At 39.7% G+C, this 16,849-nt stretch carries 18 protein-coding genes and 1 other annotated feature; all 18 genes read right to left on the bottom strand.

Features of this window, described 5'->3' with window-relative positions; genetic code table 11:
* Positions 1 to 4: 4 nt before the first annotated feature.
* The 18 genes from nusG to MHI18_RS11750 all read right to left on the bottom strand — a co-directional run bounded on the left by nusG (position 5) and on the right by MHI18_RS11750 (position 16,060).
* Positions 5 to 538 carry a transcription termination/antitermination protein NusG gene (nusG, locus tag MHI18_RS11835; protein WP_040373021.1) on the bottom strand — a complete coding sequence of 178 codons (534 nt, stop codon included), beginning with the start codon at positions 536 to 538 and terminating at the stop codon, positions 5 to 7.
* A gap of 205 nt (positions 539 to 743) precedes the next feature.
* Positions 744 to 926, bottom strand: coding sequence for a preprotein translocase subunit SecE (gene secE / locus MHI18_RS11830; RefSeq protein WP_340847690.1), 183 nt, complete (start codon positions 924 to 926; stop codon positions 744 to 746).
* Between the two features lie 48 nt (positions 927 to 974).
* Positions 975 to 1,124 carry a 50S ribosomal protein L33 gene (gene rpmG, locus MHI18_RS11825; protein WP_081704729.1) on the bottom strand — a complete coding sequence of 50 codons (150 nt, stop codon included), beginning with the start codon at positions 1,122 to 1,124 and terminating at the stop codon, positions 975 to 977.
* A gap of 86 nt (positions 1,125 to 1,210) precedes the next feature.
* Positions 1,211 to 1,843: an RNA polymerase sporulation sigma factor SigH gene (sigH, locus tag MHI18_RS11820; protein WP_161629093.1), complete on the bottom strand. Its 633-nt coding sequence runs from the start codon at positions 1,841 to 1,843 to the stop codon at positions 1,211 to 1,213.
* Positions 1,844 to 1,932: 89 nt separating this feature from the next.
* Complete coding sequence (locus MHI18_RS11815) at positions 1,933 to 2,445, bottom strand: NYN domain-containing protein (protein WP_340847689.1); 513 nt, start codon at positions 2,443 to 2,445, stop codon at positions 1,933 to 1,935.
* A gap of 2 nt (positions 2,446 to 2,447) precedes the next feature.
* Complete coding sequence (rlmB, locus tag MHI18_RS11810; RefSeq protein WP_340847688.1) at positions 2,448 to 3,191, bottom strand: 23S rRNA (guanosine(2251)-2'-O)-methyltransferase RlmB; 744 nt, start codon at positions 3,189 to 3,191, stop codon at positions 2,448 to 2,450.
* On the bottom strand, positions 3,188 to 3,613 hold the full coding sequence (locus MHI18_RS11805) for a Mini-ribonuclease 3 (protein WP_340847687.1): 426 nt from the start codon (positions 3,611 to 3,613) through the stop codon (positions 3,188 to 3,190). Before MHI18_RS11805 ends, rlmB begins: the two co-directional genes overlap by 4 nt.
* Positions 3,614 to 3,616: 3 nt before the next feature.
* Positions 3,617 to 5,014, bottom strand: a complete 1,398-nt coding sequence (gene cysS / locus MHI18_RS11800) for a cysteine--tRNA ligase (protein ID WP_340847686.1) — start codon at positions 5,012 to 5,014, stop codon at positions 3,617 to 3,619.
* On the bottom strand, positions 5,011 to 5,664 hold the full coding sequence (gene cysE / locus MHI18_RS11795; protein WP_340847685.1) for a serine O-acetyltransferase: 654 nt from the start codon (positions 5,662 to 5,664) through the stop codon (positions 5,011 to 5,013). The genes cysS and cysE overlap by 4 nt, the downstream gene beginning before the upstream one ends.
* A 70-nt stretch (positions 5,665 to 5,734) precedes the next feature.
* Positions 5,735 to 5,987 (bottom strand) — a binding site (T-box leader).
* Positions 5,988 to 6,029: 42 nt separating this feature from the next.
* The gene (gltX, locus tag MHI18_RS11790; RefSeq protein ID WP_340847684.1) at positions 6,030 to 7,487 is read right to left on the bottom strand and encodes a glutamate--tRNA ligase; all 1,458 of its coding nucleotides are present in this window, start codon (positions 7,485 to 7,487) and stop codon (positions 6,030 to 6,032) included.
* A gap of 79 nt (positions 7,488 to 7,566) precedes the next feature.
* Positions 7,567 to 8,046, bottom strand: a complete 480-nt coding sequence (gene ispF / locus MHI18_RS11785; RefSeq protein ID WP_340847683.1) for a 2-C-methyl-D-erythritol 2,4-cyclodiphosphate synthase — start codon at positions 8,044 to 8,046, stop codon at positions 7,567 to 7,569.
* Positions 8,047 to 8,058: 12 nt separating this feature from the next.
* Positions 8,059 to 8,751, bottom strand: coding sequence for a 2-C-methyl-D-erythritol 4-phosphate cytidylyltransferase (gene ispD, locus MHI18_RS11780; RefSeq protein WP_340847681.1), 693 nt, complete (start codon positions 8,749 to 8,751; stop codon positions 8,059 to 8,061).
* A 14-nt stretch (positions 8,752 to 8,765) separates the two neighbouring features.
* Positions 8,766 to 9,848 carry a PIN/TRAM domain-containing protein gene (locus tag MHI18_RS11775; protein WP_340847679.1) on the bottom strand — a complete coding sequence of 361 codons (1,083 nt, stop codon included), beginning with the start codon at positions 9,846 to 9,848 and terminating at the stop codon, positions 8,766 to 8,768.
* A 195-nt stretch (positions 9,849 to 10,043) separates the two neighbouring features.
* A complete protein-coding gene (gene disA / locus MHI18_RS11770; protein WP_340847677.1) occupies positions 10,044 to 11,117 on the bottom strand; it encodes a DNA integrity scanning diadenylate cyclase DisA in 1,074 nt (357 codons plus the stop codon).
* 375 nt (positions 11,118 to 11,492) lie between these two features.
* The gene (gene clpC / locus MHI18_RS11765) at positions 11,493 to 13,934 is read right to left on the bottom strand and encodes an ATP-dependent protease ATP-binding subunit ClpC (RefSeq protein WP_340847676.1); all 2,442 of its coding nucleotides are present in this window, start codon (positions 13,932 to 13,934) and stop codon (positions 11,493 to 11,495) included.
* A gap of 14 nt (positions 13,935 to 13,948) precedes the next feature.
* Positions 13,949 to 15,025 (bottom strand): protein arginine kinase, encoded by a 1,077-nt coding sequence (locus MHI18_RS11760; RefSeq protein WP_340847675.1) that lies wholly within the window; start codon positions 15,023 to 15,025, stop codon positions 13,949 to 13,951.
* Entirely contained in the window at positions 15,022 to 15,552 is a 531-nt protein-coding gene (locus tag MHI18_RS11755) for a UvrB/UvrC motif-containing protein (protein WP_445669991.1), read from the bottom strand. The genes MHI18_RS11760 and MHI18_RS11755 overlap by 4 nt, the downstream gene beginning before the upstream one ends.
* Positions 15,553 to 15,598: 46 nt before the next feature.
* The gene (locus MHI18_RS11750) at positions 15,599 to 16,060 is read right to left on the bottom strand and encodes a CtsR family transcriptional regulator (RefSeq protein ID WP_340847672.1); all 462 of its coding nucleotides are present in this window, start codon (positions 16,058 to 16,060) and stop codon (positions 15,599 to 15,601) included.
* Between the last annotated feature and the right edge of the window lie 789 nt (positions 16,061 to 16,849).

The following is a 16,849-nucleotide window of genomic DNA, read 5'->3' as shown; positions in this document are numbered from 1 at the left end:
CAAATTATATTTTTTCCACCTGGTTAAAGTCTAGTTCTACCGGGGTGTCACGACCGAACATATTAACAAGAACTCGTACCTTGCCTTTATCTTTGTCCAGTTCTTCAATAGCACCTGCAAAGGTAGCAAATGGACCTTCTTTAACCTGAACCGTATCGCCGACTTCATAATCGACTTCATAGCGTTGTTCATTCACACCCATACGTTTAAGAACGACCTCGATTTCCTCATCAAGAAGCGGCGTTGGTTTTGAACCCGCACCTGAAGAGCCAACGAAACCAGTTACTCCTGGTGTATTACGAACAACATACCATGAATCATCCGTCATGATGATTTCAACCAATACATAACCAGGGAATACTTTTCTCTTAACAACTTTTTTCTTGCCGTCTTTTACTTCAGTTTCTTCTTCTTCAGGAACAACTACACGGAAGATCTTATCTTCCATCCCCATCGTTTCTACTCGTTTTTCAAGATTTGCCTTCACCTTATTTTCATAACCAGAATAAGTGTGTACGACGTACCAATTTTTTTCCATTTTTACTAGGACTAGTTCGTCCTTCCCTCCCCGTAAGATAACATTTATGATTGTTGCTATTATATCTATCTGCTGCATGTCTCTATTACTAACAATCTATCCGCCTTTGCAGCTGTAAGAAAAAAGACAAATTAAAAAACCCGTCACCGGGCTTCTTTGCTTCTTGATATGATTCTATCACTATTATACCTTATTTTCGAATCTCTTATTCAATAACTAGACGAATTAATTTAGAAAGTCCAAAATCCACCACTGTAAAGAACAGGGCCATGAACATCACAGTTGTGATGACGATGATTGTGTATTTCGTAAGCTCTTTCCGTTTTGGCCAGCTTACCTTTTTCATCTCGCGTGCAACATTACGGAAAAAGTCAGTAATACGTTTCATGAATGCAACCTCCAAGCGATAGCTTCTGTCAATCTATTTAAACATTATTTATTTTGTTTCTTTATGGATCGTATGGGCGTTGCACGTACTGCAGTATTTTTTGATTTCTACTCGTTCAGAACTTGTTTCCTTATTACTTTCGGAGCTATAGTTTCTTGAACTGCAATCGTTACAGGCCAAAATAATCTTTTTTCTCATATAATACACCTATCCTAACTTTACGTTAAAAATGTATCATGGCTGTCTTTTTTTGTCAATCGGTTACAGAAAATCTTTATCTGCGGTCACTGTGTAAGTTCTCTCACCTCTAGGTAGCGTTCCAGCTTCCTTTTTACACGTTGCAGCGCATTATCAATGGATTTGACATGGCGGTTTAGTTCTTCAGAAATTTCTTGATATGACTGCCCGTCCAAATACAGAGCTAACACCTTCCGTTCCAGATCACTTAGAAGCTCAGCCATTTTGATTTCAATATCATCGAATTCTTCTTGATTTATAATTAGTTCTTCAGGATCCAGAACCTTCGTTCCTGATATAACATCCATTAACGTGCGGTCGGACTCCTCGTCATAAATAGGCTTGTCCAATGAAACATAGGAATTGAGCGGGATATGCTTTTGCCGGGTAGCAGTCTTAATTGCCGTTATAATTTGCCGAGTTATACACAACTCAGCGAACGCTTTAAAAGAAGAAAGTTTATCTCCTTTAAAATCACGTATTGCCTTGTAAAGACCAATCATGCCTTCTTGGACTATATCTTCCTTATCTGCACCAATTAAAAAGTACGTCCGTGCCTTTGCCCTTACAAAATTACGATATTTTTGGATCAAATAATCCAGCGCTTCGCTGTCCCCTTTGTGTACCAAGTCCACCAATACATCATCATCAAACTGTAAATAGTTTTCATTCAGTTTCATTCCGAAGTTGATACCCACACTTTATCCCCCTGACCGAACAAAATACTTAACCAATATTATACAGTAGAGGAATTTTGTCCGTCAACAACTCATAATTTCCCACGACGCCATTTTTCAAAGGTTTCGGCCACTTCATCTGTTAGAGGAATCTTCGAAACGGGCTTTTTTTTAACCGTTACACGGACATCTTTTTCAATATCTCGATGAATTTGTTCCATCTCAATTAGGAGTTCGCGTGCAGATATACGTAAGGCTCCTCGTCCAAAAATGACCCATTGTTCTGTGAGATCCGAGGTAGCTACATGCACTTGTGTTTTGACATTATTAAGAGCGATTGCCATCTTTTCAATCCGCTCATCAGCCGTTTCGTTTTCTTTTGTAAAAATAATTTCAATTTTGTGGTTTTTGTACTTCCGCTCTATTCCTTGGACAAATTGTGCATCAAAGACAACAATTACCCTAATACCTGTGAAAGCCTGATATTCAGCCATCTGCTCAATCAATCGATCTCGTGATGCAGCAAAATCCCGCTCCTTCAATTCTCTTAATTCCGGCCAGGCACCGATTATGTTGTAACCGTCCACCAGCAGAATGGTATTCATCCCTATTCTCCCAGCGGGTTTCTTTTACGATAGACCTCATACATCAATAAACTTGCTGCAACAGACGCGTTAAGAGAAGTAACCTTTCCAACCATTGGCATCCTAATAAGGAAATCACATTTGTCTTTGATTAAACGACCCATTCCTTTTCCTTCACTGCCGATAACAAGTCCAACTGCCATCTTGCCATCCATGTTCCGGTAATCATCTGTTCCCTTTGCATCAGTGCCTACAATCCAAACGCCGCGTTCTTTTAACTCATCTATAGCTCTTGCCATATTCGTCACTCGAGCTACGGGTATGTATTCAATAGCTCCAGTCGATGATTTAGCAACCGTTGCAGTTAGGCCAACTGCCCTTCGTTTAGGGATTAAAATACCATGAGCTCCTGTTGCATCTGCAGTCCTCATGATTGAACCGAGATTGTGAGGATCTTCAATTTCATCAAGCAGAATAAAGAACGGTGCTTCATTTCTTGATTCCGCTAAGGCAAATAAATCGTCAATTTCTGCATAATCGTATGCAGCGACTTGTGCAACAACCCCTTGATGGATTCCCTCCACCATTTGGTCAATTTTTTTCCGTGGCACGTATTGTATTAATACTTGCTGCTCAATGGCCATTGCAATAATTTGCTGCATCTGTCCTTTTTGAGAACCTTCGGCAATCCAAATTTTATTTATATCACGTTCAGAACGTAATGCTTCTAAGACCGGGTTTCTCCCGATCGTATATTCCATACTCATGACTTCATCTCCCTTTTTTCTGCTTCAATGTATTCAATGGCAGCCTCAACTAACGCTTCGAGCCTATCGATTCTTTTTGCTAAATATAGATAACCGAATAATGCCTCAAAGGCTGTCCCATAACGATAGGTTTGTACGTCCGTGTTCTTTGGTACAGAACCCGATTTTGCATTCCTGCCTCGACGGGCGACGGCTAATTCTTCTTCCGACAACTGATTGGTTTCAATAAAATAATGAATGATTTTACTTTGCGCTTTAGCCGACACAAAAGACGTTGCCTCTCTGTGAAGAAAGTGAGGCTTAACCGCTCCTTTTTGAATGAGGTGATGCCGAATATAGGTTTCATATACGGCATCGCCAATGTAGGCAAGAGCCAAGCTGTTTAAATATCTTTCGTCAATTTTATCTTCATAATGTAACATAAATCATCCTCGTTTCCATCTTGTGCCCTGAGGAGTGTCTTCTAGTATAATACTCATGTCCTTTAGACGATCACGGATATCATCAGAAAGTTGGAAATCACGGTCTCTGCGTGCTTGATTCCGCTGTTCAATTAATAATTCAATATCCTCATCCAGCAACTGATCTTCAATCAGCGTCAAACCAAGGACACCAAATAACTGTTCAAATTCACCCATGAATGCCTCAATTACCTTTTTGTCTGTGTTTTTCTCCATGAGGTAATAATTCGCCTGCTTGGATAACTCAAACAATACTGAAATAGCATTTGCTGTATTAAAATCATCGTCCATTTCACGAATAAACTCTGCATCTAGATCCGCTATTTTTTGCAGCCATTCATCATTTTTTTCCGTCAATCCTGTACTTATATCCAATCGATGCTTAAGGTTTTGATAAGATGTTTTTAATCTGCCTAATGCGGCCGTTGTCTTTTCTACTAACTCTTCACTATAGTTAATTGGGTGACGATAATGGACAGACAGCATGAAAAATCTTAATACTTGCGGATCATGGTGTTTAATAATGTCATGAACAAGCACAAAATTACCAAGAGATTTCGACATTTTTTCATTATCTATATTAATGTACCCATTATGCATCCAGTAGTTAGCAAATGTCTTACCTGTTAGGGCTTCTGACTGTGCAATTTCATTTTCATGATGCGGGAAGGTGAGGTCCTGGCCTCCTGCATGGATATCAATGGTATCCCCTAAGTATTTCCTCGCCATTGCTGAGCACTCAATGTGCCATCCTGGACGGCCCGTTCCCCACGGACTCTCCCAAGATATTTCGCCATCTTTTGCAGCTTTCCATAAGGCGAAATCTAGAGCATCTTGTTTCTTTTCACCTACTTCAATACGAGCGCCTACACGCAGCTCATCAATCGATTGCTGAGATAATTTCCCGTACCCATCGAATTTGCGTGTACGGTAATATACGTCTCCTTCTGATTCATAAGCATAGCCGCGGTCCACTAATTCTTTAATAAATTCAATAATGACATCCATATTATCCATAACCGTTGGATGGGCATCCGCTTTTTTGCAGCCTAATGCTGAGACATCTTCAAAATAAGCTTTAATAAATCGGTCTGAGATGGTCGGGACATCTTCCCCGAGCTCCTTAGCAACTCGAATTAACTTGTCATCAACGTCCGTAAAATTCGACACAAACTGCACATCATACTTGCGATGCTCGAAGTACCTGCGAACGGTATCAAAGACGATGGCTGGTCGTGCATTACCGATATGAATGTAATTATAGACAGTAGGCCCGCAGACATACATCTTGACCTTACCTTCTTCAAGCGGTGTGAATACTTCTTTTTTTCTCGTCAGCGTATTATAGATTTTTATGGTCATGTTCTTTGCTCCTTTTCTTCCTTCCGACTGCGAAGTTCTGCTTTAAGAAGAGCTACTTCCTGTTCAAGCTCTTTAAAACGATCTGCAATTGGGTCTGGAAGATCTGTATGGTTTAAGTCTTTTTTTATTCGTATACCATCTTGAATAACTACTTTTCCCGGTATGCCGACAACTGTTGAATTAGGCGGCACTTCTTTTAGGACTACTGATCCGGCGCCAATCTTTGAATTTTCTCCGACTGTTATAGACCCAAGCACTTTAGCTCCTGTGGCGATTAGAACATTATCCTTAATCGTTGGATGACGTTTTCCTTTTTCTTTCCCTGTTCCCCCTAGAGTAACCCCTTGGAACACCGCAACATTATCCCCAATTTCACATGTTTCACCAATCACAATTCCCATTCCATGATCAATAAAAAACCGCCTGCCAATCTGGGCGCCTGGATGAATTTCAATACCCGTGAAGAAACGGCTGACTTGGGAAATAAACCTGGCTAGAAAAAAGAATTTACGTCTATAAAAAGCATGTGCAAGCCTATGTCCCCATATGGCATGCAGCCCTGAATAGGTCAACATGACTTCAATATAGGTACGAGCAGCCGGATCCTGATCGAAGATAACCTCTATGTCTTCCTTTAGCATTTTAAACACCGTCGTTACCTCCATCACCCTTCATTTCCTTATCCCTTTACCGACACACAAAAAACGCCCCTGTCATATAGACAGAGACGCTTGCAGGCGCGGTTCCACTCTGTTTGACATGACCTTAATTGTTTTTGTTTTATCAACAAAACAAGCCATCCCCAACTTAATCCCTATAACGGAGGATCTTCCGCCCTTACCTAGCAGCTGTAGCTGTTTCAATAAGGGACTCAAGGGTGCATTTCGAAAAACGAGAAACTTAAATCACTTTCAGCAGATGTGATTCTCTCTACAAGCATCGTTTTTCTACTTCTCCCTATCTTCGTGTTAATCACTATAATTATTTAATACTATATTATATTTTCAACGAATTGTTAACTTAAAATACTCTCTAGGCGTTGTTTAATTTTTTCTTTGCCTAATAATGAGATTGCCTTAGGTAAGTCCGGTCCGTGCGTTTGTCCTGTCACTGCAGCACGAATTGGCATGAACAGTTTCTTACCTTTGTGGCCGGTTCCTTTTTGAACAGCTTTTATGGCTTTTTTGATTTCCTCAGGTTGGAAATTCTCAATAGCTTCAACTTCTTGAAGGAAAGCCTGCATTACTTCTGGTACCTGCTCTTCAGAAAGCACTTCTTTGGCTTCTGCCTCGAATTCAATGTCATCCTTGAAGAAAATCTCAGACAGACTAACAATTTCAGCCCCAAAGCTCATTTGCTCCTGATAAAGAGAAACTAAATCAGTTACCCATTCCATTTCACTTTCAGTTAACTCACTAGATACTCTGCCCGATTTCACAAGATGTGGTAAAGCTAGTTCTACCGCTTTTCCTACTTCGATTTGTTTCACGTATTGATTATTCATCCAAGCAAGCTTCTGTTGGTCAAATAGTGCTGGTGATTTGGATAAACGAGCTGCATCAAAGATTTCAACTAATTTTTCTTTAGAAAACAGTTCTTCTTCTCCAACCGGCGACCAGCCGAGTAGGGTAATAAAATTGAATAATGCTTCTGGAAGATAGCCTAGTTCCTCATACTGCTCAATAAACTGTATGATAGACTCATCCCGCTTGCTTAATTTCTTGCGACTTTCATTAACGATTAATGTCATATGACCAAAGATTGGCGGTTCCCAGCCAAACGCATCATATATCATTAGCTGTTTCGGCGTATTCGTAATATGATCATCGCCCCGAAGAACATGAGAGATTTTCATCAAATAATCATCCACTGCTACAGCAAAGTTATAGGTAGGAATTCCATCTTTTTTCACAATGACGAAATCACCAATACCATCGGATTCAAAGGACACGTCATCTTTAACCATATCTTTGAAAGTCAAAATCTTCCCTGCTGGTACAGCAAAACGAATACTAGGTTTTCTTCCCTCAAGCGCTAAACGTTCTCTGTCCTCATCCGTTAAATGACGGCATTTTCCCGAATAATGCGGTGTTTCATTACGAGAAACTTGTTCTTCTCGCTCTGCTTCAATTTCTTCTTCTGTACAATAACACTTATAAGCAAGCCCTTTTTCCAGAAGCTGATCATAGAGCTCTTTATAAATATCAAGACGTTCAGATTGACGATACGGCCCATATTCTCCACCTATATCAATACTTTCATCCCAATCCATTCCAAGCCACTTTAAGTATTTAAGCTGGCTTTCTTCGCCACCTGCAATGTTGCGTTTTAAATCCGTGTCTTCAATTCGAATAATGAATTGACCACCAGTACTTCTTGCAAAAAGATAATTAAATAAAGCGGTACGTGCATTTCCTATATGTAAATGCCCAGTCGGACTTGGTGCATAACGAACCCGAATATCACTGCTCATTTTTTGACGCCTCCTAAATTCCTCTATGTATATAGTTTATCACTTCTATTGGTGAGAATAAAGGTTCAGAGAAATCCCATCAATCTGCCTTTACTAACAGAACTGCTACTTGTGAAGCAATCCCTTCACCACGACCTGTGAATCCAAGTTTTTCAGTGGTCGTTGCCTTAACATTTACTTGGCTCGGAGCGGCTTCTAACAGCTCTGCTATCTTTGATCTCATCTCTTCAATATAAGGAGCCATTTTTGGACTTTGTGCAATAATCGTACAATCCGCATTACCCAGAACATACCCCTCATTTTTCACAATACCCCAAACATGCTTTAACAATTCAGCTGAATCAGCATCCAAGAAATTAGGATCCGTGTCCGGGAAATGCTTCCCTATATCGCCAGCCCCAATAGCTCCAAGACAGGCATCAGCTACAGTATGAAGCAATACATCTGCATCCGAGTGCCCTAGTAGTCCTTTTTCATAGGGAATCGTTATTCCACCAATAATCAGCGGGAGCCCCTCAACTAGTTGATGAACGTCATATCCTTGTCCAATTCGAAACATATCTTTCTCTCCTTAGCCCTTAAATGAGCGTTGTTTTTGTAAAATGGCTTCTGCAAAATATAAATCTTCTTGAGTGGTTATTTTTATGTTATCATACTCGCCTTCTATAATGATAACAGGTTCGTTAATTCTCTCAAGGAGACTTGCATCATCTGTCCCTAAGAAGCCCTCACTGTCAGCGGTCTCATGGGCTTTGGTCAATAGAGGCACACGAAAAGCTTGTGGTGTTTGAACAGCCCACAAGCTTGATCGTTCTACCGTTTCAACAACTATATTATCTGTTGCTTTCTTAATTGTATCCTTAACAGGGACTGCAAGCACCGCTCCTCCATGAGTCGTAGCAGCTTCAGTTAGTTGATTGATAAGCGCATGATGGATAAAAGGACGTGCCCCATCATGAACCAGAACGATATCGGTTTCAGCATGAATGACCTTTATGCCATTATAAACACTTTGCTGCCGCTCTTTACCACCAGGTATCAATTGTTTGATCTTTTTTAATTTATACGTTGCTATCAAATTAGCAAACATCTCTTCTTCATCCGGATTAATAGCTAAAATAATGCCTGCACATTGAGGGTCTTCATCAAAGACTCTCAATGTATAGACAATAATCGGCACTCCAGATAGCTCGAGAAATAACTTGTTCTTTCCCGCCTTCATTCTTTTTCCCTGCCCTGCAGCTGGAATTACTACTTCATACATATCGTTACTCCCTATTATAAAGCTTTTTCTAGAATTTTTGGTTTTGCAAAAATCATTCTTCCTGCAGACGTTTGAAGAACACTTGTTACCAGCACATCAATTCGTTTGCTGATAAAGTCCCTTCCACCTTCTACAACAATCATCGTTCCATCGTCTAGATAAGCAATTCCTTGGTTTTGTTCCTTACCATCCTTAATCACTTGTACATTCATTTCTTCACCTGGCAGAACAACCGGTTTCACAGCATTCGCAAGGTCATTGATATTTAGAACTGGTACACTCTGAAATTCACAAACTTTGTTTAAATTAAAGTCATTGGTCACAACGACTCCATTCGAAACCTTTGCAAGCTTGACCAATTTTGCATCAACTTCCTGTATCTCTTCGAAATCACCTTCGTACATCTCTACTTTAACTGAAAGCTCTTTTTGAATTCGATTAAGAATATCGAGCCCCCGTCTGCCTCGATTTCGTTTTAAAGCATCAGACGAATCAGCAATATGCTGCAGCTCTGCTAAAACAAATTGAGGAATAACAATCGTACCTTCTAAAAATCCTGTCTGACAGATATCAGCTATACGCCCATCAATAATAACACTTGTATCAAGAATTTTGAGTTTGCTTGCTCCTTCAACCACTTCTTCAGGATCCGTATCCTTCTTCTTATTCGTTCTAAACAATGTTAATAGCTCATCACGCTTTTTAAATCCAACTTGAAAACCGAGATAACCAAATAACAATGTTAAGAGAATAGGCGCAACAGTGTTCAAAATAGGAACCTGAATGGCATTAAAAGCGGAACCAAAGATAAATGCAACCAGCAGTCCAACTAATAAACCAACACTCCCGAAAATAATATCAGTAATAGGAGCTTTTATCAGCGTTTCCTCCAGCCACTTCATAAATTCGACCACGTACTCTATTGCCCAAAACGTAATAAGATAAAATATAATTGCACCTAAAATAGCAGATACATAAGGATTGTTTATAAATGCAAAATTATCTGTCTGTATAACATTAAATAGTTCAGGAATTAACACTATTCCCAGCGTTCCACCTACTATTAAGAAACAAGCTTGTATGATGCGTTTTAACATTCCTTCACCTCCCTATTATCATTATTAACATATTTTTAAAAATGAAACATTTACGTGTATGATTTTCCTTCTATATTGCTATAATTCCGCCATATGCCATGGTACAGCGTGTCTCTCTCATTCATTTCTAGACTAGCACCCAAAAATTTACGTGTCAAAAATAATTCCCTCTTGACACATAATATCTGTTCTTGCTTACATCCTCCGCTCTGCTAATAATTGATTTTTCAAGATTTTGAGTCCTTCTTGAATTTTTTTTGCTCTTACTTCTCCGATTCCTTCCACTTCATCGAGCTCTTGTGTGGAGGCTTTTGTAATATTGCCGAAGTTTTTAAAACGAGCGACTAGATTATCGACAATTAATAATGGGAGGCGAGGAATTTTATGCAGGATCCTGTATCCTTTTGGATGGATTATTTCATCAAGATGAATATATCCGTTATGTCCGAGAATTTTTAATACTACGCTCTCCTCATGTTTTTCCTGTTGAGCAAGCTCATGCATTCGGCTAAGAATAGAAGCAGGCTGTTCATCTGTATGATTAGAATAATCCTTAATCAATAGCAGTCCTTCTGTTTCTAAGGTTGCTAACAGTTCATTCATTTGCAGCTGTATTAACCGCCCCTCGGTACCTAATTCATTTAAATAGGCTGCCAGCTCTGCTTTTATGCGCAGCACCATTAAGTAGCGGTGAAATACTTGAAGTAAATCGGCATAACGAACCACCTCTTCATACTCCATTAACCCGAGATCCGTTATACTCTGCTGAAACACAACTTTATATTTCTCCAGTGTTTGTACAGCTAGATTGGCTTTCGCGAGAATAACTTCTATATCCTTTAAAACATACCGAAAGGTCCCTTGATATAAAGTAATGATGTTCCGACGCTGCGAAATGGCAATCACCATTGCTTTGGTTTCCCTGGCTACCCGCTCAGCCGTCCTGTGGCGCATTCCGGTTTCCCTAGAAGGAACAGTCGTGTCTGGTGCCAGCTGAGCATTAGCAAGGATAATTCGGTCAGCTTTGTCGTTTAGAATAATGGCTCCGTCCATTTTTGCTAATTCATAAAGAGTGCTGGGTGTGAAGGTGCAATTAATCGGAAACCCGCCATCCACTACCGAACGGACTTTTTCTGAACTTCCAATGACAATTAACCCACCTGTATTAGCCCGCAGGACATTATCTATACCTTCTCGCAAAGGGGTTCCTGGTGCCACTAGTTGAAGAATGTCCAATCTCATTTTTTCATATGTCTTTTTATCGGTCATCTTCACCCTCCTCCACCTATTTAAGAGTTTTCACATCGGTGAAACGTCTGCTAATCAGAGGGTTCTAATTTCTCACATCTAGTGTAGCCGCCTCCTTCATGCAGTTCAGTCCCTCTCCTGGTTAGTCTATCTACCTGACGAAATAACATCAACAGGCGGGCTCCAAAGGATAGTACTCCTTATCGAGTTAACCTTGAAAAAAATAACTACTTTATAAATTATATAGAACCCTGCTATTATCCTTCTTAAAGTTCCTTTCATTTATCGACTGTTTCTGCAAGTCACATGCTAAAAAGTGATTTTCGGGGGAATTATAAAAAAAATAGAGGTACACGGCATGAAACACGTGTACCTCCGTGAAGAATCTATTTCTTATTATTTACTACTATCAACAGTTTCCCCGTCTTTTATTAGGAATTCACCATTTTCAACGTCCATAATAATTTTCTTTCCTTTTACAATGGTTCCTTTAAGTAATTCTTCGGAAAGATAGTCTTCCACATGCTTTTGAATAGCCCGGCGAATTGGTCGTGCTCCATATTCCGGATTATACCCTTCGTCTGCTATCTTTTCTTTTGCTTTATCGGTAAGTTCTAATAAGATGTCTTGTTCTTTCAATCGTTCTGTTAATTGATTGGTCATTAAAGAAACAATTTCCTTCAGATGTTTTTTCTCAAGTGAATGGAATACGATGGTCTCATCAATACGATTCAGGAATTCTGGACGGAAGGCACGTTTTAACTCTTCCATAACCTTTCCTTTCATATCTGAATACCCATTCGCCTGAGTCTGTACAGCAAATCCAACGTACTTATTCATTCTTAACGCGGATGCTCCGACATTCGATGTCATAATTAAAAGCGTATTTCTGAAATCAACGGTTCTGCCTTTAGAATCAGTAAGTCTTCCGTCTTCAAGCACTTGCAGAAGAATGTTAAATACATCTGGATGTGCTTTTTCAATTTCATCCAACAGAACTACAGAATACGGCTTACGACGTACTTTTTCTGTCAACTGGCCGCCTTCCTCATACCCTACATATCCTGGAGGCGAACCAACTAGACGTGAAGTCGAATGTTTTTCCATATACTCAGACATATCAATACGGATCATCGCATTTTCATCGCCAAAGATTGACTCAGCAAGTGCTCTTGCTAATTCTGTTTTACCAACCCCAGTTGGTCCTAAGAAAATGAATGAACCGGTTGGACGTTTTGGATCCTTTAATCCTGCTCTTGAACGTCGAACCGCCTTTGAAACTGCTTTAACAGCTTCGTCCTGACCGATAACCCTGTCATGAAGAATAGCCTCCATGTTTAATAACTTATCTGATTCAGTCTGTGCGAGTCTTGTTACAGGCACCCCAGTCCAGCTGGATACAACATGGGCAATATCTTCTACTGTAACCTCACTATTTTCTTGGCCTTGCTTTTCTTTCCATACTTTCTTCGTTTCGTCCAACTGTTCACGTAATCGCTGTTCTGTATCTCGAAGCGATGCAGCTTTCTCAAATTCTTGACTCTGCACGGAAGAATCCTTTTCTTTTCGCACTTCATCAAGTTTCAATTCAAGCTCTTTTAAATTTGGAGGAGTTGTATACGATCGCAGCCGAACCTTTGAACCTGCCTCATCAATCAAATCAATCGCTTTGTCTGGAAGAAAACGATCAGAGATATAACGATCTGACATTTTTACAGCCGCATCGATGGCTTCATCTGTAATAGACACACGATGATGGGCTTCATAACGGTCACGCAATCCTTTAAGGATTTGAATAGACTCATCAATGGTTGGCTCATTAACGGTTATCGGTTGGAATCGACGCTCGAGTGCTGCATCTTTTTCGATATACTTACGGTATTCATCAAGTGTTGTAGCACCAATACATTGAAGTTCCCCGCGAGCTAGAGAAGGTTTTAAGATATTAGAAGCATCGATAGCTCCTTCTGCTCCTCCTGCACCAATTAACGTATGAAGTTCATCAATGAAAAGAATGATGTTTCCAGCCTGACGGATTTCGTCCATAACCTTCTTCAATCGATCCTCAAATTCTCCACGATATTTAGTTCCTGCTACAACTGTTCCCATATCAAGAGTCATTACACGTTTATCGCGTAAAATTTCTGGCACTTCATTATTAATAATCTGCTGCGCAAGACCTTCAGCGATGGCTGTTTTACCAACACCCGGCTCACCAATTAGAACCGGATTGTTTTTAGTACGTCGGCTTAGGACCTCAATGACACGTTGAATTTCCTTACCTCTGCCAATAACCGGATCAAGACTGCCTTCACGTGCGATGGCTGTTAGATCTCTAGCCAGACTGTCTAGAGTAGGCGTACTCGCGTTTGCTGATGTCGAGCCTTGGTGGCTTCCTGACTCATTACTGCCTAGCAATTGTAATACCTGTTGGCGAGCTTTATTCAAACTTACACCAAGATTATTAAGTACACGGGCAGCGACCCCTTCACCCTCGCGGATTAAACCAAGTAACACATGTTCTGTTCCCACATAAGAATGACCTAGTTTTCGTGCCTCATCCATTGAAAGTTCAATCACTTTTTTTGCACGCGGTGTATAATGAATCGTTTGTGCCGTTTCTTGACCCCGACCAATCAGATTTTCAACTTCCTTCTGAATTTTATCAGAGCCCAATCCAAGTGCGTAAAGAGCTTTAGCAGCAATTCCTTCTCCTTCGCGCACAAGGCCGAGCAGAATATGTTCCGTACCGATATTATTATGTCCTAAACGTATAGCTTCCTCTTGTGCCAATGCTAATACTTTTTGCGCTCTTTCAGTAAAACGACCAAACATCATAGGTTAAATCCTCCTTAAGAATTTTCGTTTTTCTCCAGCTTTAACCGTTCGCGAATTAACGATGCTCTGCGAATGTCACGTTCATATGCCTGTAACGGTCCTCCAGCATATTTTTGTAAAAATCCTGGCTGGGTTAAAATCATCAATTCATTTAGAATTGTTTTAGAGATACTATCAATATATCCAAGGTCGATCCCTAAACGTACATCAGATATACAAGTAGCCGCTTCTTTGGATTCGATAATTCTTGCGTTAATCAGCGTACCGAATGACCGGTAAATCCGATCTTCGAGTTGTATATGAGAGGTCTTCGCGAGAGCGTTTCTAGCTGATCTCTCTTGCGCAATTATCTGTTGAACTACACTCGTTAAATCATTTACGATATCCTTCTCTGATTTGCCTAGTGTAATCTGATTCGATATTTGAAAAATATTCCCCAGAGCCTCACTGCCCTCACCATATGTTCCTCGTACCACTAAGCCAAGCTGGTTCATAGCTGGAATAATTTGATTCAATTGTTGAGTTAGAACCAGACCAGGTAAATGCATCATTACTGAAGCCCTTAACCCAGTCCCAACGTTTGTTGGGCAGCTGGTCAAATACCCGCGTTCTTCATCATATGCATAGTCAACGGTTTCCTCAACCAAATCATCAATATGATTAGCCATTTGTAAAACTTCCGTCAGCTGCAGACCAGGAGCTAAGCATTGAATTCGAATATGGTCTTCCTCATTAATCATAATGGAAACCTTCTCGTTGTCAGATAAGAGACAAGCTCCAAAAGAAGAATCACTGGCTAAATTTGGGGAGATTAAGTGTTTTTCGACTAACACTCTTTTTTGCAGAGGTTCAAGTGAATCCATTTCCAGTAATTCTAACTGGCCGCAATCACTTATTTTCTTACCTACGAACTCCTTTTTAATTAACTCAATGACTTCCTGCCCTTCTTTGTCTGAAAAAACGGTAGGAAAAGTAAAGTCTTTAAAATTTCTCGCTAATCTCACTCTAGAACTTAATACAATATCCGTATCAGGACCATCCTCATTCATCCAAGAACTCAAAGCACTTTGCACAAATCGTTCAAAACTCATGATTGAGGCCCCCCATCAACGTGATGATCATTTTGTTTCTCGAGTGAACGAATCTCATCTCTAATTTCCGCTGCTTTTTCAAATTCTTCTTTTTCAATTAAGTCTTTTAAAACCTCTTTTAACTGTGCCACTTGTTTCCGAAGATGAATCGTATCACCCATCCTGCTTGGAATCTTACCAATATGGGCAGTATTGCCGCTATGCACTCTTTTTAAAATCGGATTCAGTTGATTATCAAATGTTTTATAACAATCCTCACAACCAAATTTGCCTACATGGACAAACTCTTTGAAAGAAAGGTTACAACGCTTACAGCGCAGTTCCTCTGTTTTAGGCTTCGCACTCGCCGTAGATGACTGAAATATAGGTTCAATATTTAATAATCCTGATAGTAAATTATTAAAAGAGAAACCCTGCCCTGCTTGATTAATATAAACCTCGCCCATTTCTTGAGCACACTTCTCACAGATATGAATTTCATTCTTCTCGCCATTTATAAACTTGGTAAAATGGAGAGTCGCTGGCATCTGATTACATTCTTGACAAAGCATCATTATCACCTCAGCAAAAACCCTATTTATACTTTAAAGTAGTTAACATTGCTTTCAATATCCGCGACCTAAGCTCATCACGTTCTGGTAAATCAATATAAATCACTGAACGATCAATTACACTCATCATGATTTTTGCTTCACGGTTATTAATAATTTCTTCTTCGACTAAACGATTTATCATTCCTTCAGCAGCAGCTTGCGAAACCCGCATGCCAATTAAAGATAGTAATTGATCAATTAAATCCACATCATCATACGATTGGACTTTCATGATTCTGATATACCCGCCGCCGCCTCGTTTACTTTCTACTAAATATCCGCGTTCAATGGTGAACCTAGTATTAATCACATAATTTATTTGGGAAGGTACACACTGAAATTTATCAGCTATCTCACTTCTTTTAATTTCAAGTGTGTCATTTTGACTCATTTCAAAAATTTTCTTTAAATAAATTTCGATAACATCGGATATATTTCTCACCTATCCTCCCCCATCCTGACTTTGACTATATTTGACTAATATTATACAAATGAATGTTTTTATTTGCAACTTTAACGCATTTTCTCATCCATAAATTATTTTTTCCATTTTAGTTCATTTACACACGTGCATTTTAAAATTTGGCTCTATTTGCAGTATACCTCCTATAGCTGCTGATAAAACCCTTCGCAAAATTAAAAGGGTTTTGAATTAAGTCCACAGAGAGTCATTCTAATAGGAAACATCCTGGCTCTTAGGGATATCATATATATTTGCCACTTATGATATTATTCCTATCTATTTTTCAAAGCGGTTGAAAATGGGGCGCTATTCTTTGAAAACATGCTGACTTCTGGATTTGTTATGGGGGGTATTTTATCTTTTTTTGTTATTCTGCTTAATAATCCTTCTGGGGACTAGTTTCATCCCCAAATTACCCCACTGGGCATCATTGTTTGAAGGATTTTTGAAAATGGGTCGCTACTCTTTAGGTCTACTTCTTTAGATACACTTTTTAGGAAGACCTGGTAACTAAGTTTCCATGGGGGGTATTTTATCTTTTTTTATGCTATTCCAACCATTAATCCCTTCTGGAGTATCCATATTCCCGTCTGAGTTCACGTTAATCCCGTCCATGCCCTGCATATTCCCGTCTAGAGACCTCGTATTCCCGTCTGGGAGCTACTTTCAAGCACAAAATACCCCTAAGGGTACCACGTATCCTGCTCAACTTCTAAAAGACACCACAAAAAAAAGACCAGCTATGCAGCTGATCTTTTCTTTCTTGTT

Source organism: Peribacillus sp. FSL H8-0477 (genome assembly GCF_038002765.1).
Lineage (GTDB): Bacteria > Bacillota > Bacilli > Bacillales > DSM-1321 > Peribacillus.
This window is presented reverse-complemented; position numbering and strand designations above follow the sequence as displayed.